The sequence below is a fragment of the Aquilutibacter rugosus genome, assembly GCF_036541335.1.
GTDB lineage: Bacteria > Pseudomonadota > Gammaproteobacteria > Xanthomonadales > Xanthomonadaceae > Aquilutibacter > Aquilutibacter rugosus.
In genome coordinates, this window is sequence record NZ_JAZHBO010000002.1 from 610,750 (window position 1) to 633,118 (window position 22,369).

The 22,369-nt window shown below is 59.8% G+C and carries 26 protein-coding genes and 2 tRNA genes; 9 read left to right on the plus strand and 19 right to left on the minus strand.

The features are described 5' to 3' along the window. Positions 1–3: 3 nt before the first annotated feature. Positions 4–1,281 carry a polynucleotide adenylyltransferase PcnB gene (gene pcnB / locus V3390_RS08110; protein WP_331688803.1) on the minus strand — a complete coding sequence of 426 codons (1,278 nt, stop codon included), beginning with the start codon at positions 1,279–1,281 and terminating at the stop codon, positions 4–6. 47 nt (positions 1,282–1,328) lie between these two features. Between pcnB and fdxA the strand changes: the two genes are divergently transcribed. Both fdxA and V3390_RS08120 read left to right on the plus strand, forming a co-directional pair. Further along, positions 1,329–1,652, plus strand: a complete 324-nt coding sequence (gene fdxA, locus V3390_RS08115; RefSeq protein ID WP_331704054.1) for a ferredoxin FdxA — start codon at positions 1,329–1,331, stop codon at positions 1,650–1,652. 21 nt (positions 1,653–1,673) lie between these two features. Then, on the plus strand, positions 1,674–1,973 hold the full coding sequence (locus tag V3390_RS08120; RefSeq protein WP_331704055.1) for a Dabb family protein: 300 nt from the start codon (positions 1,674–1,676) through the stop codon (positions 1,971–1,973). A gap of 47 nt (positions 1,974–2,020) precedes the next feature. Here the strand turns inward: V3390_RS08120 and V3390_RS08125 are convergent, their stop codons facing one another. Both V3390_RS08125 and dapA read right to left on the minus strand, forming a co-directional pair. Continuing rightward, a complete protein-coding gene (locus tag V3390_RS08125; protein WP_331704056.1) occupies positions 2,021–2,485 on the minus strand; it encodes a hypothetical protein in 465 nt (154 codons plus the stop codon). Between the two features lie 47 nt (positions 2,486–2,532). Further along, complete coding sequence (gene dapA / locus V3390_RS08130) at positions 2,533–3,438, minus strand: 4-hydroxy-tetrahydrodipicolinate synthase (RefSeq protein WP_331704338.1); 906 nt, start codon at positions 3,436–3,438, stop codon at positions 2,533–2,535. Positions 3,439–3,599: 161 nt separating this feature from the next. Between dapA and V3390_RS08135 the strand changes: the two genes are divergently transcribed. From V3390_RS08135 to V3390_RS08155, 5 genes are read left to right on the plus strand one after another with little or no spacing between them, the layout of a single operon-like run. After that, positions 3,600–4,190 carry a glycine cleavage system transcriptional repressor gene (locus V3390_RS08135; protein WP_406805113.1) on the plus strand — a complete coding sequence of 197 codons (591 nt, stop codon included), beginning with the start codon at positions 3,600–3,602 and terminating at the stop codon, positions 4,188–4,190. A 3-nt stretch (positions 4,191–4,193) separates the two neighbouring features. Continuing rightward, positions 4,194–4,661 (plus strand): peroxiredoxin, encoded by a 468-nt coding sequence (locus V3390_RS08140; RefSeq protein ID WP_331688808.1) that lies wholly within the window; start codon positions 4,194–4,196, stop codon positions 4,659–4,661. A gap of 53 nt (positions 4,662–4,714) precedes the next feature. Continuing rightward, on the plus strand, positions 4,715–6,118 hold the full coding sequence (locus V3390_RS08145; RefSeq protein ID WP_331704057.1) for a PhoH family protein: 1,404 nt from the start codon (positions 4,715–4,717) through the stop codon (positions 6,116–6,118). Then, complete coding sequence (gene thiD / locus V3390_RS08150; protein WP_331704058.1) at positions 6,115–6,918, plus strand: bifunctional hydroxymethylpyrimidine kinase/phosphomethylpyrimidine kinase; 804 nt, start codon at positions 6,115–6,117, stop codon at positions 6,916–6,918. Before V3390_RS08145 ends, thiD begins: the two co-directional genes overlap by 4 nt. A gap of 7 nt (positions 6,919–6,925) precedes the next feature. Next, complete coding sequence (locus V3390_RS08155) at positions 6,926–7,777, plus strand: alpha/beta hydrolase family protein (protein WP_331704059.1); 852 nt, start codon at positions 6,926–6,928, stop codon at positions 7,775–7,777. Here V3390_RS08155 and fabB read toward each other — a convergent pair. Then, positions 7,761–8,975, minus strand: a complete 1,215-nt coding sequence (gene fabB / locus V3390_RS08160; RefSeq protein WP_331704060.1) for a beta-ketoacyl-ACP synthase I — start codon at positions 8,973–8,975, stop codon at positions 7,761–7,763. The two genes, V3390_RS08155 and fabB, sit on opposite strands and share 17 nt — an antisense overlap. Further along, the gene (gene fabA, locus V3390_RS08165; protein ID WP_331688813.1) at positions 8,975–9,490 is read right to left on the minus strand and encodes a bifunctional 3-hydroxydecanoyl-ACP dehydratase/trans-2-decenoyl-ACP isomerase; all 516 of its coding nucleotides are present in this window, start codon (positions 9,488–9,490) and stop codon (positions 8,975–8,977) included. The genes fabB and fabA overlap by 1 nt, the downstream gene beginning before the upstream one ends. A gap of 172 nt (positions 9,491–9,662) precedes the next feature. Between fabA and V3390_RS08170 the strand changes: the two genes are divergently transcribed. Beyond that, positions 9,663–10,967, plus strand: coding sequence for a dicarboxylate/amino acid:cation symporter (locus V3390_RS08170; protein WP_331704061.1), 1,305 nt, complete (start codon positions 9,663–9,665; stop codon positions 10,965–10,967). Between the two features lie 53 nt (positions 10,968–11,020). On the opposite strand, the gene V3390_RS08175 is transcribed toward V3390_RS08170, so the two are convergent. The 10 genes from V3390_RS08175 to V3390_RS08220 all read right to left on the minus strand — a co-directional run bounded on the left by V3390_RS08175 (position 11,021) and on the right by V3390_RS08220 (position 18,794). Next, on the minus strand, positions 11,021–12,076 hold the full coding sequence (locus V3390_RS08175) for an NAD(P)-dependent alcohol dehydrogenase (RefSeq protein WP_331688815.1): 1,056 nt from the start codon (positions 12,074–12,076) through the stop codon (positions 11,021–11,023). Positions 12,077–12,338: 262 nt separating this feature from the next. Further along, a tRNA-Arg gene (locus V3390_RS08180) sits at positions 12,339–12,415 on the minus strand. A 66-nt stretch (positions 12,416–12,481) separates the two neighbouring features. Then, positions 12,482–12,574 (minus strand) — tRNA-Ser (locus tag V3390_RS08185). Positions 12,575–12,680: 106 nt separating this feature from the next. After that, entirely contained in the window at positions 12,681–12,893 is a 213-nt protein-coding gene (csrA, locus tag V3390_RS08190) for a carbon storage regulator CsrA (protein WP_331688816.1), read from the minus strand. A 151-nt stretch (positions 12,894–13,044) separates the two neighbouring features. Continuing rightward, positions 13,045–15,684: an alanine--tRNA ligase gene (gene alaS, locus V3390_RS08195; RefSeq protein ID WP_331704062.1), complete on the minus strand. Its 2,640-nt coding sequence runs from the start codon at positions 15,682–15,684 to the stop codon at positions 13,045–13,047. 66 nt (positions 15,685–15,750) lie between these two features. Further along, the gene (locus V3390_RS08200) at positions 15,751–16,224 is read right to left on the minus strand and encodes a regulatory protein RecX (protein ID WP_331704063.1); all 474 of its coding nucleotides are present in this window, start codon (positions 16,222–16,224) and stop codon (positions 15,751–15,753) included. A 2-nt stretch (positions 16,225–16,226) separates the two neighbouring features. Continuing rightward, positions 16,227–17,270, minus strand: a complete 1,044-nt coding sequence (gene recA, locus V3390_RS08205) for a recombinase RecA (protein WP_331688819.1) — start codon at positions 17,268–17,270, stop codon at positions 16,227–16,229. A gap of 83 nt (positions 17,271–17,353) precedes the next feature. Next, positions 17,354–17,488: a hypothetical protein gene (locus V3390_RS08210; RefSeq protein WP_331688820.1), complete on the minus strand. Its 135-nt coding sequence runs from the start codon at positions 17,486–17,488 to the stop codon at positions 17,354–17,356. 43 nt (positions 17,489–17,531) lie between these two features. After that, a complete protein-coding gene (gene lexA / locus V3390_RS08215; protein WP_331688821.1) occupies positions 17,532–18,224 on the minus strand; it encodes a transcriptional repressor LexA in 693 nt (230 codons plus the stop codon). A gap of 60 nt (positions 18,225–18,284) precedes the next feature. Then, the gene (locus V3390_RS08220) at positions 18,285–18,794 is read right to left on the minus strand and encodes a CinA family protein (protein ID WP_406805105.1); all 510 of its coding nucleotides are present in this window, start codon (positions 18,792–18,794) and stop codon (positions 18,285–18,287) included. Positions 18,795–18,836: 42 nt separating this feature from the next. Between V3390_RS08220 and arsC the strand changes: the two genes are divergently transcribed. Next, positions 18,837–19,250, plus strand: coding sequence for an arsenate reductase (glutaredoxin) (arsC, locus tag V3390_RS08225; RefSeq protein WP_331688823.1), 414 nt, complete (start codon positions 18,837–18,839; stop codon positions 19,248–19,250). On the opposite strand, the gene V3390_RS08230 is transcribed toward arsC, so the two are convergent. The 4 genes from V3390_RS08230 to V3390_RS08245 all read right to left on the minus strand — a co-directional run bounded on the left by V3390_RS08230 (position 19,247) and on the right by V3390_RS08245 (position 22,196). After that, entirely contained in the window at positions 19,247–19,456 is a 210-nt protein-coding gene (locus V3390_RS08230; RefSeq protein ID WP_331688824.1) for a type II toxin-antitoxin system antitoxin, read from the minus strand. The genes arsC and V3390_RS08230 overlap by 4 nt on opposite strands. 19 nt (positions 19,457–19,475) lie before the next feature. Continuing rightward, complete coding sequence (locus V3390_RS08235) at positions 19,476–20,387, minus strand: SPFH domain-containing protein (protein WP_331704064.1); 912 nt, start codon at positions 20,385–20,387, stop codon at positions 19,476–19,478. 200 nt (positions 20,388–20,587) lie between these two features. Then, positions 20,588–21,667 carry an alkene reductase gene (locus V3390_RS08240; RefSeq protein WP_331688826.1) on the minus strand — a complete coding sequence of 360 codons (1,080 nt, stop codon included), beginning with the start codon at positions 21,665–21,667 and terminating at the stop codon, positions 20,588–20,590. A 196-nt stretch (positions 21,668–21,863) separates the two neighbouring features. Further along, a complete protein-coding gene (locus tag V3390_RS08245; RefSeq protein ID WP_331704065.1) occupies positions 21,864–22,196 on the minus strand; it encodes a hypothetical protein in 333 nt (110 codons plus the stop codon). Positions 22,197–22,369 lie beyond the last annotated feature (173 nt).

The window sequence follows — 22,369 nt, forward strand, 5'->3', positions numbered from 1 at the left end:
GCGTCAGCGATCCTTGCGCTTGGCTCTCTCGTTGCCGTTGGCCAACATGGCGTCTAGCGCATCGGCCGGCAGCTGCTGCGCCTGAGTCCAGAAGTCGACATCGGCACGGTGCTCCTCGGAGGCCGAGAGCCGCAACTGCAGGAAATCGTAAGCCGCACGAAAACGGGGATGTGTCAGCAAGCGCGAGACGCGACGGCGCTGACGAGTGCGCAGGCGCTCCTGCATCAGCCACACCTCCTGCATTGGCAGGGTGTCGCGGCGGGGAATGGCAACGCGGCTGAGCTGCTGCACCACGACGCGATCCGCAGCTCGACGCTGTGCGTCGGGAACGCCCATGCCGCCGTGCGCGAGACGACCGAATTCGAGGCAAAACTCGGGCCACATCAACACTGCAAACAGGAAATACGGTGCGACGCTGTCGCCGTTGCGTACCCGCACATCGGTATTGGCCAGACCCTGCATCAGCATGCGACGCAGCGAGCCGTTGGCATTGCGGGCCAGTGCCTTGGCCGTACCGGGGAACAGCCAGCGCAGCAGGTCATAACGTTCCAGGCCCTCAAACGAGGCCACCGCGTGGCCGGCCAGGAACATTTTCTTGGTTTCTTCGTACAGGCGTGCCGGTGACACGTCGGCCAGCAAGGGCGCCAGCTCGGGAATCGGCGCTGCCGTGTCGGGCTCAATCGTGAAGCCCAGCTTGGCCGCCAGACGCACTGCGCGGAGCATGCGCACCGGATCTTCGCGGTAGCGGGTGACCGGGTCGCCGATCAGGCGTAGCACGCGATTGCGAATGTCCTCGAAGCCGTTGACGTCGTCGCGAATCGAGAAATCAGCGATGGAATAGTACAAGGCGTTAGCCGTGAAATCGCGGCGCCATGCATCGTCATCGACCGTGCCGTAAATGTTGTCACGCACCACGCGGCCATCCTGACCGACATGCCTGTCACCGCTACCGTCATCCTCGTTGCCGCGGAAGGTGGCGACCTCGATAATGTCGCGGCCGAAGACCACGTGCGCCAGGCGAAAGCGGCGTCCAATCAGCCGGCAGTTACGGAACAGATGCTTGACCTGTTCCGGCGTGGCGTTGCACGCAATATCGAAATCCTTGGGGTGTCCGTCCACCAGCAGATCGCGGACGGCGCCACCGACGAGGTACGCCTCGTAGCCTGCGTTGTGCAGCTTGTACAGCACCTTTAAGGCATTGGCACTGATCTCGCGACGCGACACATTGTGCGCGTCACGCGGAATAATCAGGGGTTCGGCGTCATGGCGGTGCGTGGGCATTGCGATATACTAACATTTTGCTCCGCGCACCCTAACGATCACCGCCCATGCCATTCGTCGTCACCGAAAACTGCATCAAATGTAAGTACACCGACTGTGTCGAGGTGTGCCCGGTCGATTGCTTCCATGAAGGCCCCAACTTCCTGGTGATCGACCCGGATGAGTGCATCGACTGCACCCTGTGCGAGCCGGAGTGCCCGGCCAATGCCATCTATCCCGAGTTCGATGTGCCGGCCGGTCAGGAACACTTCGTGCAGCTGAATGCCGATCTGTCTAAAGATTGGCCTGTTCTGACCGTGCGCAAAGACCCCTTACCTGATGCTGCCGAGTGGGATGGCAAGCCTGACAAGCTGCCCTTGCTCCAGCGCTGAGCCCTTGTCTGAGTTCGTCCTATGATTCGTCACATCGTCTTCTTTAACGTCACCGACCCGTCGCGCCTTGATGCGGTGGTCGAGGGCCTGAGCATCCTCAAGGATATCCCGCACGCTGACCGTCTTGAGGTCGTGCGCAACACCAAAGTGGACCCGTGGTCCGATGAAGTGGATATCGTGGTGTACGGTGAGTTTCGCGATCACGAAGCGCTGGCTGCATACAAGGCGCATCCGCTCTATTCGGAGAGCGTGGCCCGTGTCCGGCCGCTGCGCGAGATGCGCATCTCGGCCGATATTGATGTCGGCAACCCGAACGTGTAAATAAAAACGCCGGCTTAGTTGCCGGCGTTCTTGTATCCCATCGCGATTTACATCGCGGCTTTCAGCGTCGCAATGAATTCGGAGATGATCGGGGCATTATTGGCCTGACCGCGCGGATCGACGACGCTTACAGTCGACGTGCCATTGGACTCCGTCACACGCACCAGTAATGCGGTGCCCTTGTATTCGATTTCCTGCACGCCGATCAGTTCCGAGCTGGACTTGATCACGGTGCCGGGCACCTTGGCCAACACGGTAGTCAGGCGCTTAAAGACATCGGCGCGGGTGCCGGTGGACTGAAAGCCTTGCAGCGTGGTTTGGCCTGAAGCCAATACCGGACCGGCGGTGTTCGGCGTACTGCTGACGAGCTCCGGCGGTATTTCGAGCGGGCGCGGATTTTGGGTATAGCCATTGCCGCGGCCATTGAACCAGGAACAGCCGGAGGCCACAGTCACTGAGGCCAGAACGGTCAGAACGGCAGCAGCGCGGGCAATGGAGGCGGTTTGACGCATGGGGTGAAACTCCGGGAAATCTGAGGTGAAAAGAATGTCGATAGGGCTTAAATGGAGCCTGCACGCAAGGCTTGCGATTCGAGCGACTCCACCTGTTCTGCCACTTGCCGCATGGTGTTGGCATATTCAGGCGACAGCGACGTGAGCGGCAGACGCAAACCGTAGCCTATACCTTGCTGATGTAACAGCGCCTTTACGGGAATAGGATTGGGCTCAATGCCGAGGAAATCGTACAGATCGGCCATGGCCTGATCGAGCGCCTGCGAATCGCCGCTGCGACGGGCGCGCGACAGATCGCAAAGACGGCGGAACGAGCGCGGGGCGACGTTGGAGCCGACCGAAATCAGACCATCGGCGCCGGCCAGCATGGCGCGACCGGCAGTCGGATCGTCACCGCTCAGAATGGCAAAGTTGGGCGAGCGGAGTCGCAGCAGCGCTGACATGCGTGGGGAATCACTGCGCGCCTCTTTAATGCCGATGATATTGGGATGCGAATGCAAAGCCTCGACTGCAGCAATATCCATATCCACACCGGTGCGGCTGGGGACGTTGTACAGCACAATCGGCAAGGCATTGTCATCGGCGATCGCGCGGTAATGCGCAATCAGTCCGTCCGTGGTCGGACGCACATAGGGCGGCGTGACAACCAAGGCTGCATCGGCACCCAGGGCACGCACGCGACGGGTCAGTTCAATGGTTTTTTGGGTGTTGCTCAGGCCGGTGCCGGCCAGGACCGGAACGCGACCTGCGACCCGCTCTACCGCAAGGCGCAAGATCGCATCGTATTCGGGTTCAAACAGCGAGGCGGCCTCGCCGGTGGACCCGGCAACGACCAGACCCTCGACCCCACCGTCGAGTTGACGGTCCAGCACGCGGCGCCACGCATCGGTATCGAGTTCGCCATCGGCCTCAAAGGGAGTCGCGAGAGCGGTGATGCAGCCGGTGATGCGCAAAGCCATGCGGTTCATTTCTGAATTAGAGAAGGATTTCTCCATGGTAACGGAAAAATGCGACGGATCGCAGTGCCTTCGACACCTTAGTCAATAGGCTCGGAAAGGGCGACAGAATGCAGGGAATTGTGATTGAATAAAGCCATCGGCACTGAACATCGCCGATTTCACCTACTAGGCCCCATCCGTTGACCGATTTAGACCCTGCCAACCGTCCCGGCAATAACACGCACCACCTGCTGATTCACTCGTTCAGCAAGCATCCCGACTCCCCGCTGTTACGTCTGGCGCGCCGGATTACGGATAGCGGCTGCAATCTAGAGGATGCACGGTTGAGCACTCTGGGCGGCGACATCGTGGTCAGCGCGCGGGCTAGCGGCCCCTGGGATGCTATCGCCAAGCTCGAGACCATGTTAAGCCGACTCGCTCGCGAGGACGGACTGCAGATCCATGCGCATCGCACGGATTCGCAGAGCAAGCTCAGCAATCTGTTGCCGTACATGGTCGAGGTGGTCGCAGCTGACCGTCCGGGCATTCTGCTGGCGCTCGCCGATTTCTTCGAAGGCCAGGGTATCGCCCTGGAATCCGTCGCATGTTCGCGCTATCAGGCCATGCAGACCGGCGCCGATATGTTCTCGGCTCAGCTGACGATCGGCATCCCCAGTGATACCCATATCGCGGCCTTACGCGATGACTTTCTGGATTTCAGCGACCGCATGAATCTGGACGCCATTCTTGATCCGATTAAGTTCTGACCTATGAAACTCGGCTCTTCTCTCCCCAAGCTCACGGTGGATGCCACCGGCGAGCAACGCATTGCCCTGCCCGATCTCAAGGGCCAATACGCAGTGATCTATTTCTATCCCAAAGACAGCACGCCCGGATGCACCACCGAAAGCCGCGACTTCAACGCGCTGCTCGATGAGTTTGCAGCCGAAGGCGCCACCATCGTCGGTGTTTCACGCGATTCCGTGAAATCCCATGAAAATTTCCGTACCAGGCAGGAACTGCGCTTCGACCTGCTAAGCGATCCCGAAGAGGCTTTGTGCAAGGCCTTTGATGTAATCCACGAAAAAAACATGTATGGCCGCAAGGTGCTGGGCGTTGTGCGTTCGACTTTTCTGTTCGGTCCGGACGGCAAGCTCAGGCGCGAGTGGCGCGGTGTCAAAGTAAAAGGCCACGCACAGGAAGTACTGGATGCAATCCGTGCTGATCGTGCCGGCTGATTTGCAGTAGAACTCTCTCCGCTACATCTCACACACGGGCAGGAACTGACCGCATGACCAAAGGCAAGCGCATTTACGTCCTTGATACCAACGTGCTGATGCACGACCCCACGGCCCTGTTCAAGTTTCACGAACATGACGTGTTCCTGCCGATGCAGGTGATCGAAGAACTCGATAACAATAAGAAAGGAACGTCCGAAGGCTCGCGCAACGCCCGGCAGGTTAGCCGTTTTCTCAATGAGCTGATTGAAAAGGCCGGTGGTACGGCGGATCTCGAGGCCGGCGTCAAGCTGATGCATCCCGACGGCCTGCGCTTGCGTGAGCTTGACGAAGGCCGTGGTCGCCTTCTGTTTCAGACCCGCAATTTCGAGGCCAACGCGCGGTTCGGCAAAGTCATGCCGGACAACCAGATTCTCTCTGCGATTCTTTCGCTGCAGGAGGACCGTCCGGGCGAAGAAATCGTTTTTATCTCCAAAGATATCAATCTGCGGATCAAAGCCACGATTGCCGGCATTGCATCCGAAGACTACGAAAACGATCGGGCGCTCGATGACTTTGCCCTGCTCTATACCGGCTCGACCGAATTGCCTCCGGATTTCTGGGAGCGCGTTGGCGCGCAGTTGCGCTCATGGACGGACAAAGGCCGCACCCTGTACGAGTTCAACAAGCTGCCGGAAATCGAGTGGTTCCCGAATCAGTTCCTGTACCTTCCCGGTGATGAGGAATCGGAGATGCGGGTCGTCAAGGTCAAGGACGAGACCATCGTCACGCAGATTGTTGATGATTACCGTCACATGCAACATGCGGTCTGGGGCATTACTGCGCGCAACCGCGAGCAGAATTTTGCACTGAATGTACTGATGGATCCGGAGATCGACATCGTCACGCTGCTGGGTACTGCCGGTACCGGCAAGACCTTGCTCGCACTCGCTGCCGGTCTTGCTCAGGCATTGGATCAGCAACGTTATCGCGAGATCGTCATGACGCGCGCCACGGTCAACGTGGGCGAAGACATCGGTTTCCTGCCGGGCACCGAAGAAGAAAAAATGACGCCGTGGATGGGCGCACTGACCGACAACCTCGAGGTGCTGACCGCAAATCAGGATGGCGGTAACTGGGGTCGCCAGGCCACCAACGATCTGCTGGCCTCGCGCATCAAGATCCGCTCGCTGAACTTTATGCGTGGCCGCACGTTTCTGTCACGCTGGCTGATTCTTGACGAAGCGCAGAACCTCACGCCCAAACAAATGAAGACGCTGATTACCCGCGCCGGCCCCGGCACCAAGATCATCTGCATGGGCAACGTGGAACAGATTGACTCCCCGTACCTGACCGAAACCACATCGGGTCTGACCTATGTGGTCGATCGCTTTAAGCAGTGGGAGCATTCGGCTCACGTGACCTTGCGTCGCGGCGAACGTTCGCGACTGGCGGATTTTGCCTCCGAGACGCTATGACCGGTTTGCGTTTAGACCCGACGCCGCGGCCATGCGCTCTAACCATCGCCGGTTCCGATTCCGGCGGTGGTGCCGGCATCCAGGCTGATCTCAAGACGTTTCGCGCCGTTGGCGTCCATGGTCTGTGTGCGATCACGGCACTCACTGCACAGAATCTGCGCGGGGTCACAGCGGTGGGCATCACGACACCATCACTGATTCATGCACAGTTGGATGCAGTCTTTGACGAGTTCGACATCCGCGCGATCAAGATCGGCATGTTGGCCGATACCGTCACCGCCAACACGGTCGCCGATGCGCTGGATCGCCGCCCGCAGGTGCCGATCGTACTGGATCCGGTGATGGTAGCCACCAGCGGCGCCACGCTGCTGGAACGCGATACGGTAAGCGTGCTGCGCGAACGACTGATTCCGCGTGCTGCACTGATCACTCCCAACCTGCCCGAGGCCGAAATCCTGCTCGGCCGCAAACTGTCATATGCATCGGATCTACCCGATGCAGCCGCGGCCTTAGTTGAACTGGGCGCCCAAGCCGTGTTGCTCAAAGGTGGCCATCTCGAAGGCAGTGCCGAGATTGTCGACATCCTGCACACGGCGACAATGACGGTCTCGTATCGTCATGCGCGCCTGCCGTTTGAGGCGCATGGCACGGGTTGCACCTTGTCGTCGGCCATTGCTGCGCACATCGCATTGGGCGATCCGTTGGATGTTGCGGTTGCTGCAGGCATTGCGCGCGTACAAGCGGCCTTGCAGGCCGGTTATCGCCTGAGCGATTCACCAACGCACGTGCTCGGAATTTAATTTAGTAATGAAGCCAGTCATTGAGCCGCAGATCATTGCGGTACGCACTGAAGACGGACACGCGGTGGATGTCATCGCGCTCATCCCACCGCAACCGCGCTCGGCACTGTTGTGGATGCCGGCAATGGGTGTGGCCGCGCGCAATTACCTGCCCTTTGCTCAGGAACTGGCCCGCGCCGGAATTGCCGTCTATCTGCACGAATGGCGCGGCTTAGGTTCCAGCTCCTTACGCGCGTCGCGCGCCGTCAATTGGCGCTACCGGCAGATTCTGGAATTCGACATCCCTGCCACCCACCAAGTGCTGCGCGAGTTCACACCGGATCTGCCGACTCGTATCGGCGGTCATAGCCTTGGCGGTCAGTTGGCCTGCTGCTACGCGGGCCTGCATTCGCAGGAGTTTGACGCCGGACTATGGCTAGCCTGCTCGGGCGCACCCTATCACGGCGCCTTTGCGTTCCCGCGCAACCTGGGCATCCTGGGTGCCGTTGTGGCCTTCCCGCTACTGGGTTGGATACGCGGTTACTTCCCGGGCAAGCAGTTGCGTTTTGCCCGCAGCGAGGCGCGCTCGATGATGGCCGACTGGTCGCGCTCGGCGCGTACCGGAAACTATCAGCCCAAGGGCTACGAACAGCCACTCGATTTGGGCATGGCCCGATTCACCGCGCCGGTTACGGCCCTGGTGACCGAACACGACTGGTTGGCGCCTTACGACAGCACCGCGTTTCTGGTCAACAAGTTCAGCTCGGCACCGCGTGAAATTCAGTTACTAAACGACACCGACATGGGCGTCCGCGCCGATCACTTCGGTTGGATGGCCAAACCGGCCGTCATTGCTCAGCGCTTTATTGAACGCGCTTAAACACCAGCGTCGCGTTGGTGCCACCAAAACCGAAACTGTTGGAGAGCACGCAGTTTAGCTGAGCCTGCCTGGTCTCACGCAAGATGGGAAATGCCTCGGCTCGCGGATCCAGATTCTCGATATGCGCCGAGCCGGCCATAAAGCCATCGCGCATCATCAGCAGGCAGTAAATGGCTTCATGCACCGAGGCTGCGCCCAGGGAGTGACCGCTCAAAGCCTTGGTCGATGAAATCGGCGGGATGGCATCGCCAAACACTTCGGCAATGGCGCCCAGTTCAGTCACATCGCCCACGGGCGTCGAGGTGCCGTGCGTATTGATGTAGTCGACCGGGACATCGAGCGATTGCATGGCGATGCGCATGGCGCGCACTGCACCCTCTCCGCTTGGCGCGACCATGTCGGCACCGTCACTGGTGGCACCGTAGCCGACGAGCTCGCCGTAGATACGTGCACCGCGAGCCACTGCATGATCGTAATCCTCGATCACCAGCATGCCGGCGCCGCCGGCGATGACAAAGCCGTCGCGATCCGCATCGTAAGGACGCGAAGCCACGGCCGGCCGATCATTGAATGCAGACGACACGGCGCCCATGGCATCGAACTGACAGCTCAATGCCCAGTGCAATTCCTCGCCGCCGCCGGCCAAAACGATATCCTGCTGACCCAGGCGAATCAGATCGGCTGCGAGCCCAATGCAATGCGCGGAGGTAGCACAGGCAGCCGCCACCGAATAATTGACGCCGCGAATGCCGTAACCAGTCGCCAGATTGGCAGAGACCGTGGACGACATCGTGCGCGGCACCTGATACGGACCGACTTTACGAACGCCCTTTTCGCGCATCAGATCTGCGGTTTCGACCTGGTACTCGGCCGAGGCGCCGCCGGAACCGGCAATCACGCCCGTGCGCGGATCATTGACTTGCTCGGGCGAAAGACCGGCGTCTTCAATGGCGCTGCCCATGGCCAAGTACGCGTACGCTGCCGCTTCGCCCATAAAGCGCAGCTTTTTGCGGTCAATCGTGGCCTGCAGATCGACTTGCGGCATACCTGCCACATGCGAACGCATGCCGATTTCAACTTGCTCCGGATTGGTGCTGATGCCCGAACGCAATTCGCGCAATGCCGAGGAAACCGTATCCAGATCGTTACCCAGGCAGGACACAATGCCCATACCGGTCACCACCACGCGCCGTGCCATTAGAACGACTCCGTCGAGGTGAACAGGCCGACCTTCAGATCCTTGGCCACGTAAATCTCGCGGCCATCCACCAAGGTGCGCCCGTTGGCGATGATCAGCGACAACTTGCCCTTCAGGACGCGGCGGACATCAATCTCATAAGCCACCATCTTGGCCGAAGGCAGGACTTGCCCGGTGAACTTCACCTCGCCGACACCCAGGGCGCGACCGCGGCCCTTTTCGCCCAGCCACGGCAAATAGAAGCCGGTCAGCTGCCACATGGCATCGAGACCCAGACAACCCGGCATCACCGGATCGCCGGGGAAATGGCAATCAAAAAACCACAGGTCGGGAGTGATATCGAGCTCGGCCCGCATAAACCCCTTGCCAAATTCGCCGCCGGTCTCACTGATCTGCGTGATGCGGTCAAACATCAGCATGGGCGGCGCCGGTAGACGGGCATTTCCCTCTCCGAACAATTTGCCGTGCGCACTGTCCAACAAGGCGGCGCGGTCAAAGGACTGGGGTTGGGTCATGGGCTCGGCAACGTTGAATAAAAGGACAGTTGTCTAGTGTACGAACCCTGTTTGTCCATTCGATAGAGTACGGCTTTAGAGATGCCTTCGAAATGGGGCCTACGAAGGCGAGACTAACGCGCTGACTGAACGGGCGCTGTTACACTTTTGCAATTACCCCGCAGGACTGCATATGACCAACGCCGCCAAGCCCACCGAAAAACTCGCGCTGCACTGGAAAATGGCCATTGGCTTTCTGGCCGGCCTCGCTCTCGGTCTGGCCGCCTATTACGGTGCGGGTTCCGACGCGACGTGGGTGCAATGGCTGACGCACAACGTCACCCAACCGTTTGGCACGCTGTTCCTGCGCCTGATTTTCATGCTGGTGCTGCCGTTGCTGTTCTCGGCGCTGATCATTGGCGTCACTGAGATGGGCGACATTCGCTCGCTGGGTCGCGTCGGTTGGCGCACCTTGGGCTACACGGTCGTTGCATCGGGCATTGCGGTGTTGCTCGGCATGGGCATGGTCAACCTGTTCAAGCCCGGCGCCGGTATTGATCCTGCCAAGGCGCAGTTGATGCTGGAACAGGGGGCCGATCGCGCCAAGGACATCGTCAACGCAACGGCCGAACAACCCAAAGGCATTGATATGCTGTTGGCGATTGTGCCGGACAACGTGTTCAAGGCCGCTGCAGACAATACCATTCTTGCGGTCATGTTCTTTGCGCTGTTCCTTGGCATCGGTCTCGTCTCCACGCGCAGCAAACATACCGAGACCTTACTCAGCGCCATCCACGGTCTGTTCGAAGTTTCGATGACACTGATCGGTTACGTGATTCGTCTCGCGCCCTACGCTGTGTTCTGTTTTATGTTCAACCTGGCCGCACTGTTCGGCTGGGGCCTGCTGGCGACGCTTGGAGCTTACGTGCTGGTCGTGGTTGGCGCGATTCTCATCCACATGTTCGGCGTGTATTCGCTGATGCTGAAATTCCTTGGCGGCTGGTCGCCGGCAAAGTTCTTCCGTGGTGTGCGCGAAGCGATGGTCATGGCCTTCTCGACTGCCTCATCCAACGCCACCCTGCCCGTGTCACTGCATGTTGCCGAAACGGAACTCAAGATACCGCCGAAGATTGCACGCTTTGTGCTTACGGTGGGTGCAACAGCCAATCAGAATGGCACGGCTCTGTTTGAAGGCGTGACCGTGCTGTTCCTGGCGCAGTTCTTTGGCGTGGACCTGAACTTTACGCAGCAGCTCACCGTGATGTTTGTCTGCGTACTCGGCGGTATCGGCACGGCGGGTGTGCCGGCGGGTTCGTTGCCGGTCATTGCACTGATCTGCACCATGGTCGGGGTCCCGGCCGAGGGCATTGGCCTGATCCTTGGTGTCGATCGCTTTTTGGATATGTGCCGCACGACCTTGAACGTCACCGGCGACCTGATGCTGGCAGCGATTGTGTCCTCTGACTCCGAGGAATCAGAGGACACCGGCCTCGCTTAATCGTGTCGGGTGTGTGGCCTGCACTTTTTCAGGCCACGGACGGCACGTCGGGTTTAGCCTTCGAGCGTCGCCATGTCAATGACGAAACGATACTTCACATCACCCTTGACTGTGCGATCGTAGGCGGCGTTGATGTCCTTCATGGCGATCGTCTCGATATCGCAGACGATGTTGTGTTCGCCGCAGAAATCAAGCATTTCCTGAGTTTCCGGGATCCCGCCAATTAGCGAGCCGGCCATTGTGCGGCGCTTGTAGATAAAGGGAATGCCGCTGACTTGTGTGAGCGGCTCGATCGCGCCGACGATCACCATGGTGCCATCGCGCTTGAGCAGATTCATGTAGGGATCGGTGTTGTGACCGACTGGAATCGTGTTCAACAGGAAATCGAAGCTGCTCGCTGCGGCCTTCATCGCATCCTTGTCTTTGGAGATCAGGACTTCGTCTGCGCCGAGCTTGCGTGCATCCTCACCCTTCTCCGGCGAGGTCGTAATCATCACCACATGTGCGCCCATCGCATGGGAAAATTTGACGCCCATATGCCCGAGACCGCCAAGGCCAATAACGCCGACTTTCTGACCGGGGCCAACCTTCCAGTGCTTGAGCGGCGAATAGGTGGTGATCCCTGCGCACAGCAGCGGTGCCGCGGCGGCCGGGTCCAGATTCTCGGGAACATTCAGGACGAAGCGCTGTTCGACCGTGATGTGATTCGAATAGCCGCCTAGCGTATAGGCGTGTGGCGTACCGCCGATCTTGTCCGGGCTGTTGTACGTGCCGGAAAAACCGTTTTCGCAGTACTGTTCGAAGCCGTCGTCACACGATTGGCAATGGCGGCAGCTATCGACCATGCAGCCGACGCCGACCAGGTCGCCCGTCTTGAACTTAGTGACGTCGTTGCCGACCGAAGCCACGCGACCGATGATCTCGTGACCGGGTACGAGCGGATATTTGGCGCCACCCCATTCGTTGCGCGCGGAGTGAATGTCCGAGTGACAGACGCCGCAATAAAGAATGTCGATCACTACATCGCCGGCTTGCGGTTCGCGGCGCTCAAAGCTGATGGGGCCGAGTTCGGATGTGGGGGACTGTGCTGCGTAGCCAAGGGTTTTCATGTGTTTCTGTTCTTCGGTTAGAAGCGATTGCCGCCGATCCACACAGTGTAGGCGGTTTGTGGCGACATCGCATTCGGAAGGATCGGATGCGGCGCAATCCATGCGCCGCCCGCTACGCGCAACTCGCGCCGCACGGCGGCGCTGTTGTCCCGCCCGCACTTCCGTGTGCGGGCGTCGAACCTCCGTCGGAGGTTCATCATCTTCCGGTGCGCCCGCCAAAGAAAAAGCCACCGCAATTGCGGTGGCTTGTATCTTTGTCGATTGGCGCGCCCGGAAGGATTCGAACCTCCGACCCCCAAGTTCGTAGCCTGGTGCTCTATCCAGCTGAGCTACGGGCGCGTAATCGAGTTGCACAGTATGCCGAACGAGCTTTTGGCTGTCAAGCATTTTTATCAGAAAAACAACTGGCGGAAACGGAGGGATTCGAACCCTCGATAGAGCTTTTGACCCTATACTCCCTTAGCAGGGGAGCCCCTTCGGCCTCTCGGGCACGTTCCCGGGTTTGTTGTCTGATATCGGCTGCGGCGACAAGTCCCCGAAACCGAACGCAAATTCTAGCAAAAAACGCACAGAAAACAAAACCCGGCTTGCACCGGGTTGTTGATCACGCGTCGGTACCCGATTCGGGTATGCCTTCTGCAGCTGCATCCGGCTCGCCGCCCTGGATCCGCTGGTAAATCTCTTCGCGGTGGACAGCTACGTCTTTAGGTGCAGTAATGCCGATGCGTACCTGATTGCCTTTGACGCCCAGCACGGTGACCGTGACCTCGTCACCGATCATCAGTGTTTCACCGACACGTCGAGTCAGAATTAGCATGGTTGGAATCTCCTATCCCTGGAAGGGCTACACGACCGGTCCGGCCTTCACCCTAGTGTAGGTCGCGTCATGCGACCAAGTTAGAACGTGCGGTTAACACGCAGACGAGGCCGCAACCTCATCTGCATGCTAAATGCGCGTTTGCTGCCTTTTATGGCAGGCGTTCGCCAACCCAAGCTGCCACATCGGCCAGCGCCGCCTGCAATTCGGGGATGTCATCGCCCCCGCCCTGCGCCATATCAGCCCGACCACCGCCCTTGCCGTTGACGCGCTTGGCCACAGCCGACAGCAGGTCGCCGGCCTTGACCTGCTGGCTCAATGCACCGGTGACGGCCGCGACCAGCAATGCCTTGCCGTCGATCGCAGAGGCCAGAACGATGGCACTGCCCTCGCCCATCTGATCTTTGAGGCGATCCATCAGCTCACGCAGCGGTTTGGCTTCGACACCTTCAATCCGTACGGCCAGCACCTTGGCACCCTTAACCTCGACGGCTTGCGACGGCAGATCAGCAGTAGCCGATGCGGCGGCCTTGGCCTTAAGCGCATCGAGCTCGCGGGTTTGCTGCTTCAGCTTGTCGAGCAAGGCCTGCACCTTGTCGGCGCTTTCCTCGGGGCGGCCGCCAACCAGGTTGGCAACGTGTGACAGCACCTCACGGTCCGTGCGCGAGGCATCTAACGCCGACTCACCGGTCACTGCCTCGATGCGGCGCACGCCACTGGCGACACCGCCTTCGAGCACGATACGGAACGGACCGATGTCACCCGTGCGCTGCACGTGGGTACCGCCGCACAACTCCACGCTGTGGTTGCCGATATTCAGGACGCGCACTTCGTCACCGTATTTTTCACCAAACAGGGCCATGGCGCCGGCGGCCTTGGCATCGTTCATGGTCATGTGGCGGACTTGGGTGGCGGTGTTGGCGAGCACTTCGTCATTGACGATGCGCTCCACCTGCGCAATCTGCTCGCGCGTGACGGGCTGGTTGTGCGAGAAGTCAAAACGCAGACGATCCGGAGCGACCAGCGAGCCCTTTTGGACGACGTGTTCGCCCAGAACTCGACGAAGCGCCTCATGCATCAGATGGGTGGCACTGTGATTGCGCACCACACGCTGACGGCGATCGGTATCCACTTCGGCACTGAGTTGCATGCCTTTTTGCACCACGCCGCCGGTCACCTGACCCGAATGGCCATGGAACTGGCCGGCCAGCTTGATCGTCGCATCCGTGTCGAAGCGCACGCCGCCACCGGACAACACACCGGCATCGCCGATTTGGCCGCCGCTCTCGGCATAGAACGGGGTGCGGTCGAGAATGATCACGCCCTGTTCGCCTTCGCTCAAGGTATCGACCTCCTGGCCATCGCGCAAAATCGCGACGACCGTCAGGTCAGAGGCAGACAGTTGTTCGTAGCCCAGGAACTGCGTCGGCTGCAACGCTGCCGCCAGCTCTGCAGAGATCGTGACGCCACCACCGAACTTGCCGGCCGCGCGAGCCTTGCTGCGTTGTTCTTGCATCGCGGCATCAAAACCGGCGACGTCAATTTCGAGATTGCGTTCACGCGCGATGTCCTGCGTCAGGTCGAGCGGGAATCCGTAGGTGTCGTACAACTTGAATGCATCGGCGCCGGCCAACACGCCGTTAGGCGCACCCGCGGCCATGTCGTCGAAAATCTTCATGCCCGATTCAAGCGTTTCAGCAAAGCGCTCTTCCTCGGTCTTGAGTGCGCTCATGACGGCATCTTGCTTGGCTGCCAGCTCCGGATACGCCTCGCCCATCAGTGACACCAGTGTCGGCACCAGCTGATGGAAGAACGGGCGCTTTTGGCCGAGCATGTAGCCATGGCGCAGCGCACGACGGATGATTCGACGCAGCACGTAGCCACGGCCCTCGTTGCTCGGCAGAATGCCATCAACCACCAGGAACGAGCAGGCGCGGATGTGATCGGCAATCACGCGCAGGGACTTGTTGTCGAGATCCGTGGTGCCGGTCAGTTCAGCTGCCTTGGCGATCAGGGCGCGAAACAGGTCAATGTCATAGTTGCCGTGCACGCCCTGCAGCACTGCAGCGATACGCTCCAGGCCCATGCCGGTATCCACACATGGTGCCGGCAGTGGCAGCAGCGTGCCGTCGGGCTGACGGTCAAACTGCATGAACACGTTGTTCCAGATTTCGATGTATCGGTCGCCGTCTTCATCGGGCGAGCCCGGCGGGCCACCAGCGATATGTTCACCGTGGTCGTAGAAAATCTCGGTGCACGGACCGCAAGGACCGGTATCGGCCATCTGCCAGAAGTTGTCCGATGCAAACGGCGCCCCCTTGTTATCGCCGATGCGGATGATGCGCTCGGCCGGCAGTCCGATCACCTGATTCCAGATGTCGAAGGATTCGTCATCGGTGTGATAGATAGTGACCAGCAGACGCTCGGCAGGCAATTTCCAGACGCCCGTCAGCAGTTCCCACGCCCACTCAATCGCCTCGCGCTTGAAATAGTCGCCAAACGACCAGTTGCCCAGCATCTCAAAGAACGTGTGGTGACGGGCGGTATAACCGACTTGATCCAAGTCGTTGTGCTTCCCACCCGCACGAAGGCAGCGCTGCACGTCAGCCGCGCGGACATACGGGAGTTTCTCGGAACCCAGGAATACGTTCTTGAATTGCACCATGCCCGAATTGGTGAACAGCAAGGTCGGGTCATTGGCGGGAATCAGCGGTGCGGAAGGCACAATCGTGTGCCCGCGCTCGCGGAAGAAATTAAGAAAGTCGCTGCGGATTTCGCTGGTGGTTTTCATGGAATCTTTGGGCTGGCCGCAAATGCGCGGCGAATCGCTCCAGAATACCAGTTTAAGCGCTTGAATTTAAGCGATTTCTGTCTCTGCAGCCGCCCGGAGGGCATTGTGCATGACCCCGACCTCAAAGCCCCGGCGCAGCAGAAAATCACCGGCTTTGCGGCGCATGGCATGATCGGCGGCAAACTCCGCTCCGCCACCGTAACGCCGCACTACCCACTCGGTGGCAATGTCTGTCCAGCGCGGCCCGTAGGGATCCAGGATCTGATCGGCCATGCGATCGCCTAAACCATGCTTTGAGAGTTCATGCCGTATCCGCAGCGGGCCGTAGCCCGACACTGCCCGCATTCGTACCAGCGCCTGGGCGAAACGGGTGTCATCTTGCCAGCCCTCGGCCACTAGCCGATCGAGCGCGGTGCCGACCTCGGACGTCTCATAGCCGCAATCAATCAGCCGACGCGAGAGCTCCTGACGAGAGTACTCGCGCCGGCTGAGATAGGCGATGCCCTGCTGCAGAGCAGTGCGGCGACGACCGACCGACATTATTAGTCGTCCAGTTCGTCCGCTCTATCCGCTGCGGCTGGTACGGGCTCAATCGGCGTGAACAGCTTTTCGCGAACGGCAGCCTCGAGACGATCACGCATTGCGCGATTGTCCTTTAGGAACTGACGGGCATTTTCCTTGCCTTGGCCGATGCGTTCGCCATCGTAGCTGTACCAAGAACCGGACTTTTCAACCAGCTTGGCGTCTGCGCCAAGCTCCAGCAGTTCACCCTCACGGGAGATGCCCTCGCCGTACAGAATTTCCGTAACGACTTGCTTGAACGGAGGTGCCATCTTGTTCTTAACGACCTTGATGCGGGTCTGGTTACCGATGATCTCGTCGCCCTTTTTGATGGCACCGATGCGGCGGATATCCAGACGGACCGATGCGTAGAACTTGAGGGCATTACCACCGGTAGTGGTTTCCGGGCTTTGACCAGGCATCATGACGCCGATCTTCATACGCAGTTGGTTGATGAAGATGACCAGGCAGTTGGAACGCTTGATGTTACCGGTCAGCTTGCGCAGAGCCTGGCTCATCAGACGGGCTTGCAGGCCCGGCAGCTGATCGCCCATTTCGCCCTCAATTTCAGCGCGTGGCGTCAGTGCGGCGACCGAGTCGACCACCACCATGTCAACGGCATTGGAACGCACCAGCATGTCGGCAATTTCCAGCGCCTGTTCACCGGTGTCGGGTTGCGAGACCAGCAGGTCATCAATATTGACGCCGAGCTTGGTGGCGTAAATCGGATCCAGGGCATGTTCGGCGTCGATAAAGGCGCAGGTGCCGCCGGTCTTTTGGCATTCTGCAATGGCTTGCAGGGTCAGCGTGGTCTTGCCCGAGGACTCAGGACCGTAGATTTCTACGACACGGCCCTTGGGCAGGCCGCCAATGCCGAGGGCGACATCGAGCATGATCGAACCGGTACCGATGACCTCGGCAGCCTCGACAATGCGATCACCCATACGGATGACAGAGCCCTTGCCGAACTGCTTTTCAATCTGACCGAGGGCGGCGGTCAGTGCGCGTTTCTTGTTGTCATCCATCTTTGTGTTCCTTAAGAAAAATAGGGTTGAAACCGGGGACTGAAATCCATGCTACGGGGTGTGCGTCTCATGGAATGAAACAGTCAGTCGGCAATCCAGCGTGCCGCGCGGGCACTGCGAACGCGATCGGAAAACCACTCGGCAGTGACTAGGACGGCACCGAGCAGAACATTGCTCAAGCGGACTTGCTGGGGATTATGGCGATAGGAAGAATTCATGCGTGTACTCTCCAATTCAATTTCTGTCTGTAAAAGCGAACTATCAGGCCGCTTGGCCGTTGGGACGAATCAGGCCGCAATACAAGCCCTCGATCGCGAAATCGGCGTCGACCGGCACCTCGATCGGTTCGTAGTCGGGATTGCGCGGCAGCAGGTAGATGCGATCTTTAGTGCGCTTGAGCAACTTGACGGTGATTTCATCCTCGATACGGGCGATGACGATCTGACCGTTACGGGCCTCAGTAGTACGGTGCACGCCGATGAGGTCGCCGTCGAAGATGCCCTCGTCAATCATGGAGTCGCCTTTGACGCGCAGCAGGTAGTCCGGCATCAGCGAGAACAGCACGCGGTCGAACAGCAGCTGTTCGTCACTGTGCACATCGGCGCCGATTGGCACGCCGGCAGCAACCCGCCCCAGCACCGGCAGCATCAGGCCGTGGGCCGCCAGGCTGCGCTCAATGGTGGTGACTACGGGACCGAGGAAATCGGAGTCCACGCTCGTGTCTCGACCCAGCATGGCAAAGCCAGTGGAAGTGACGCGTAGGCCGCGTGCCTTGCCGGGGATCTTGTAGACGGCACCTTGGGCCTCGAGCGCCTCTAGGTGGTATTGGGCGGCGCGAACGCCGGCAAAGCCCATAGCTTGGGCAATTTCGGCCTGGCTCGGCGGGAGACCATCTTGACTGATGCGGTCCGCAACTAGAGCGAGGATCTGCAATTGGGTTTCGGTCGTGTCCATGGTTAGTAGTAATACTACTAACTTTTGACTAACGCAAGTGTCTCGTGAAAAAAATTTTGCCTAGGCCGACAACAGTCGGTGCAGGCCGCGCAGAGCCTGGCTCACAGCCTGGCGACGAACGGCGTCACGATCGCCTTCGAAATGGAACATCTCGGCGGTGGTGTAGCTGCCGCGGGATTTCCAGGCGACCCAGACGGTGCCAACGGGCTTGTCCGCAGTGCCCCCGCCCGGCCCTGCGATACCGGTCACGGCCACGGCCAAGGTACCCCCGCTCCGCGAGATCGCGCCGGAGACCATCTCCATCACGGTTTCGCGCGAGACGGCGCCATGGGCCTCCAGCGTTTCGGGACGGACACCGAGCAGCGCCTGTTTCGCCTCGTACGAATAGACCGCCACGCCCGACTCGAACCAGGCCGAGGAACCGGCGACATCGGTCAGACATTTAGCAATCCAGCCGGCGGTGCAGCTTTCGGCCGTTACCAGCATGTGGTGTTTGTCACGCGCGAGCTCGCCGATTTGGCGCGAGAGGGTCTGGAGCTCGTCGTCAGAAGGCGGTGTCGGCATGGTCATCGCTACACTATAGCGGTTCCTTTGCTTGTCCACGAGCGACTTATGAGCGTCACGATTTATCACAATCCCAAATGCAGCACGTCGCGTAACACGCTGGCTCTGGTGCGTCATCTTGGCGAAGAGCCGACCGTCATCGAATACCTTCATGAGGTGCCCGACCCCGCCACGCTCAAGGATCTGGTGGCGCGTGCAGGTCTGCAGGTGCGTGATGTCCTGCGGCGGAAAGAAGCCGTGTATAGCGAGCTGGGGCTGGACGATCCTTCGCTCAGTGACGATGAGTTACTGGCCGCGGTGCAGCTGCATCCGATTCTGCTGGAGCGCCCGGTGCTAGTGACCGAACGCGGCGTGCGCTGGTGCCGCCCGATTGAGACCGCACTGGAGATTCTGCCGCCGATGAGCGAGCCCTTCTGCAAAGAGAACGGGGATCGACTCGTTGCAGATGTTAAGGGAAATTAATTCCCTCCGTCCCCATTTTTTTTGCGGCCGCGTTTGAGGGTGAGCGGGGGCGCGAGCTTGACGCCCCGGCGCTCGAGGGCCTCGCGTAACAGGACCTCGATCTGGGCGTTGACGCTGCGCAGATCCGTCGCGGCACTGCGTTCCAGTGCCGCATGCAGGGACGGATCCAGGCGCAGGGCAAACGCTTTGCGCGCGCTGTCGTTCACGGCAGTGACTGCCTGACCATTACTGGTACAGCGAACCGGCGTTGACGATCGGCTGCGTGTCGCGCTCGCCGCACAGCACCACCATCAGGTTGGAGACCATGGCGGCGCGGCGCTCGTCGTCGAGTTCGACGACATTCTTGGCCGACAGTTGTTCCAGGGCCATTTCGACCATGCCGACCGCGCCCTCGACCAGGGTGTGGCGGGCCGCGACGACGGCTTGCGCCTGCTGGCGGCGGAGCATCGCACCGGCGATTTCCTGTGCGTAGGCCAAGTGCGTCAGGCGGGTTTCGTCAATGATGACACCGGCGGCGCGCACGCGTTCCTGCAGTTCGGCGGCCATTTCGTTGGCGACGTGATCGCCGTCGCCGCGAAGGGTCAGCTCATCGTGGTCGAAATCATCGTAGGGATACTTGGACCCGATGGCGCGCACGGCCGATTCGATCTGGATGTTGACGAACTCGCGGTAGTCATCCACGTCGAACAGTGCCTGTGCGGTGTCGTCGACGCGCCAGACGACGTTAGCCGCGATTTCGACGGGGTTGCCGCGCTTGTCGTTGACCTTGAGACGCTCAGACGTCACGTTGTGAATGCGTACCGAGATCTTGCGCTTGGACAGCCACGGCCAAGTCCAGCGCAGACCGGTGTTGCGGTCAGTACCCTGATAGGCACCAAACAGCTGGATCGCTGCCGCCTGGTTGGGCTGCAGCAGGAAGAAGCCCTTGGCGATCAACGCCACAAGGACTGGCCCCAGGATGCGCGGCACAACCTGAGCCAATGAAGGATCACCGTCGAACTGGGACAGACTGACGATGCCATAGATACTGGCCGCTGCCACGGCTAACAGCACGACCAGCAGAATGTAGCCGCTGAAAGTCCGTGCCGGCGTTTCGCGGTTCAGCACCAGGCGGTTGTCACGTGGTTTGGATTCCATCTGTTGCGCTCCTTCACAAGGGGTGTAAATTGATGATATCACTTTTATATCATCTCACCCTGCCGCCGCGAAAAAAAACACACCAGCCCGCCCGCCGCCAAAAAAAACACACCCGACGGATGCCGGGTGTGTTGGGTGGTAGCTATTCCCAAATGGATTCGAAGCGGCTGCGGGCGCGTGGCCGAATCAGTCTGCCGCGCTTAGTCCATCGGCGGGTAGTCGATATACCCTTCGGCGCCCTGGCCGTACAAAGTTGCCGGGTTGAAGTTGACCAGTTCAGCCCCCGTACGCAGACGTTCGACCAGATCCGGGTTGCCGATAAAGGGACGACCGAAAGCAATCAGGTCGGCCGTGCCGGCGTCCAGATGCTCGTTGGCCATCTCCAGTGTGTAACCGTTGTTGGCCATGTAGGTGTTCTTGAACTTGCTGCGCAGGGCATCGAAGTCAAACGGTGCGACGTCGCGCGGACCGCCGGTGGCGCCTTCGACGACGTGCAGATAGACCAGGTTCAAGTCGCTCAGCTTTTCAACGATGTAATTGAACTGGGCTTGCGGATCGCCGGTGGAAACACCGTTGGCCGGCGAGACCGGCGAGATGCGGATACCGGTGCGTTCGGCGCCGATTTCGTTGACGATGGCTTCGGCCACTTCGAGCATCAGGCGCGCGCGGTTTTCGATCGAGCCGCCGTAGGCATCGGTACGCACGTTGGCGCCATCCTTTGCGAACTGATCCAGCAGGTAGCCGTTGGCACCGTGAATTTCGACACCATCAAAACCGGCCGCAATTGCATTGGCTGCCGCCTGGCGGAAGTCATTGATGATGCCCGGCAGTTCATCGAGTTCGAGTGCGCGCGGCTCGGACACATCAACGAACGTGTTGTTGACATAGGTCTTTGCCTCGGCCCTGATGGCCGATGGCGCCACCGGGGCACCACCTTGCGGCTGCAGGTCCACGTGCGAGATGCGGCCGACGTGCCACAGTTGCAGAAAGATCCTGCCGCCCTTGGCGTGCACGGCATCGGTGACTTCGCGCCAGCCGTCAATCTGTGCCTGAGTGTAGATGCCAGGGGTGTCCTGATAGCCCTGGCCCTGCTGCGAGATCTGCGTGGCTTCGGCGATGATCAGACCGGCGCCGGCACGTTGGCTGTAATACTCGGCAGCGAATTCGCTGGGAACGAAGCCTTTGCCGGCACGGTTGCGGGTCAGAGGGGCCATCACGACGCGATTGGACAGCGTGATGTCACCGAGGGTATAGGGTTCAAACAGTTTTGAAGCGGTCATGCGTTGTTCCCATAGCGGGGATTGAGTACTGAAAGAACTGGGGCGCTCCCGGCGCACATTCAAGTGCCCTACCCTGTGCATACGATCGTCATGCATCAGAACGCAAGCCTAGCCCGTCACTGAGACGCAAGAAGGCCCCGACGAGTGCCGGGGCCTGTTCGAGCAACAGATGACGCTACAGTAGTACCGCTAGCGCTTAGCGGCCGTCGTTATCGGCATCGCCCGGCATTGCCCTTTCGAGACGATCCCAACCGGCACGAACGGCATCCTTGGCTTGTTCCCAGGCCATGCGGCTTTCACCCTTGGCCTTGTCCCAACCCTGTTCCAGTTCGCTCTTCACTTCTTCCCACTTGCGACCGGTTGCTGACGCATACTGGTCATAACCGTACTTATAGGCCGGCTCGTAGTCTTGCCAGGATTGGCCGTCACGGTAATACGGGGCCTTTTCGTACGACTGCTGGAACTCCTGCTGATAGCGATCGTAAGGGATGCTGGCGTTTGCGCGAGCTTCTTCGAGACGCTGATTCATGTGAATTCTCCTGTTCGGTGGTTTTATTTCGAATTGCCCTAAGGCATAGCCAGTGTCTCCCGCGCCCCTGTAAGGAACTGTTCAAAACACGCAGGCGAACGTATACAGTCGCTTTACATCCGCCACAAAACCCCTGAAAACAAGGGCTTTTCTGCACCCAAACCGTTCGAAGC

Coding starts and splice junctions, on each gene's coding strand:
- V3390_RS08145 (WP_331704057.1), top strand. CDS start 4,715: ATGACCAAAGGCAAGCGCATTTACGTCCTTGATACCAACGTGCTGATG.
- V3390_RS08235 (WP_331704064.1), bottom strand. CDS start 20,387: ATGGAATCCAAACCACGTGACAACCGCCTGGTGCTGAACCGCGAAACG.
- V3390_RS08155 (WP_331704059.1), top strand. CDS start 6,926: ATGAAGCCAGTCATTGAGCCGCAGATCATTGCGGTACGCACTGAAGAC.
- recA (WP_331688819.1), bottom strand. CDS start 17,270: ATGGATGACAACAAGAAACGCGCACTGACCGCCGCCCTCGGTCAGATT.
- V3390_RS08175 (WP_331688815.1), bottom strand. CDS start 12,076: ATGAAAACCCTTGGCTACGCAGCACAGTCCCCCACATCCGAACTCGGC.
- fdxA (WP_331704054.1), top strand. CDS start 1,329: ATGCCATTCGTCGTCACCGAAAACTGCATCAAATGTAAGTACACCGAC.
- V3390_RS08120 (WP_331704055.1), top strand. CDS start 1,674: ATGATTCGTCACATCGTCTTCTTTAACGTCACCGACCCGTCGCGCCTT.
- V3390_RS08240 (WP_331688826.1), bottom strand. CDS start 21,667: ATGACCGCTTCAAAACTGTTTGAACCCTATACCCTCGGTGACATCACG.
- fabA (WP_331688813.1), bottom strand. CDS start 9,490: ATGACCCAACCCCAGTCCTTTGACCGCGCCGCCTTGTTGGACAGTGCG.
- V3390_RS08220 (WP_406805105.1), bottom strand. CDS start 18,794: ATGACCATGCCGACACCGCCTTCTGACGACGAGCTCCAGACCCTCTCG.
- V3390_RS08200 (WP_331704063.1), bottom strand. CDS start 16,224: ATGTCGGTCGGTCGTCGCCGCACTGCTCTGCAGCAGGGCATCGCCTAT.
- alaS (WP_331704062.1), bottom strand. CDS start 15,684: ATGAAAACCACCAGCGAAATCCGCAGCGACTTTCTTAATTTCTTCCGC.
- V3390_RS08125 (WP_331704056.1), bottom strand. CDS start 2,485: ATGCGTCAAACCGCCTCCATTGCCCGCGCTGCTGCCGTTCTGACCGTT.
- pcnB (WP_331688803.1), bottom strand. CDS start 1,281: ATGCCCACGCACCGCCATGACGCCGAACCCCTGATTATTCCGCGTGAC.
- V3390_RS08140 (WP_331688808.1), top strand. CDS start 4,194: ATGAAACTCGGCTCTTCTCTCCCCAAGCTCACGGTGGATGCCACCGGC.
- V3390_RS08210 (WP_331688820.1), bottom strand. CDS start 17,488: ATGAATTCTTCCTATCGCCATAATCCCCAGCAAGTCCGCTTGAGCAAT.
- V3390_RS08170 (WP_331704061.1), top strand. CDS start 9,663: ATGACCAACGCCGCCAAGCCCACCGAAAAACTCGCGCTGCACTGGAAA.
- lexA (WP_331688821.1), bottom strand. CDS start 18,224: ATGGACACGACCGAAACCCAATTGCAGATCCTCGCTCTAGTTGCGGAC.
- V3390_RS08245 (WP_331704065.1), bottom strand. CDS start 22,196: ATGAATCAGCGTCTCGAAGAAGCTCGCGCAAACGCCAGCATCCCTTAC.
- arsC (WP_331688823.1), top strand. CDS start 18,837: ATGAGCGTCACGATTTATCACAATCCCAAATGCAGCACGTCGCGTAAC.
- fabB (WP_331704060.1), bottom strand. CDS start 8,975: ATGGCACGGCGCGTGGTGGTGACCGGTATGGGCATTGTGTCCTGCCTG.
- thiD (WP_331704058.1), top strand. CDS start 6,115: ATGACCGGTTTGCGTTTAGACCCGACGCCGCGGCCATGCGCTCTAACC.
- csrA (WP_331688816.1), bottom strand. CDS start 12,893: ATGCTAATTCTGACTCGACGTGTCGGTGAAACACTGATGATCGGTGAC.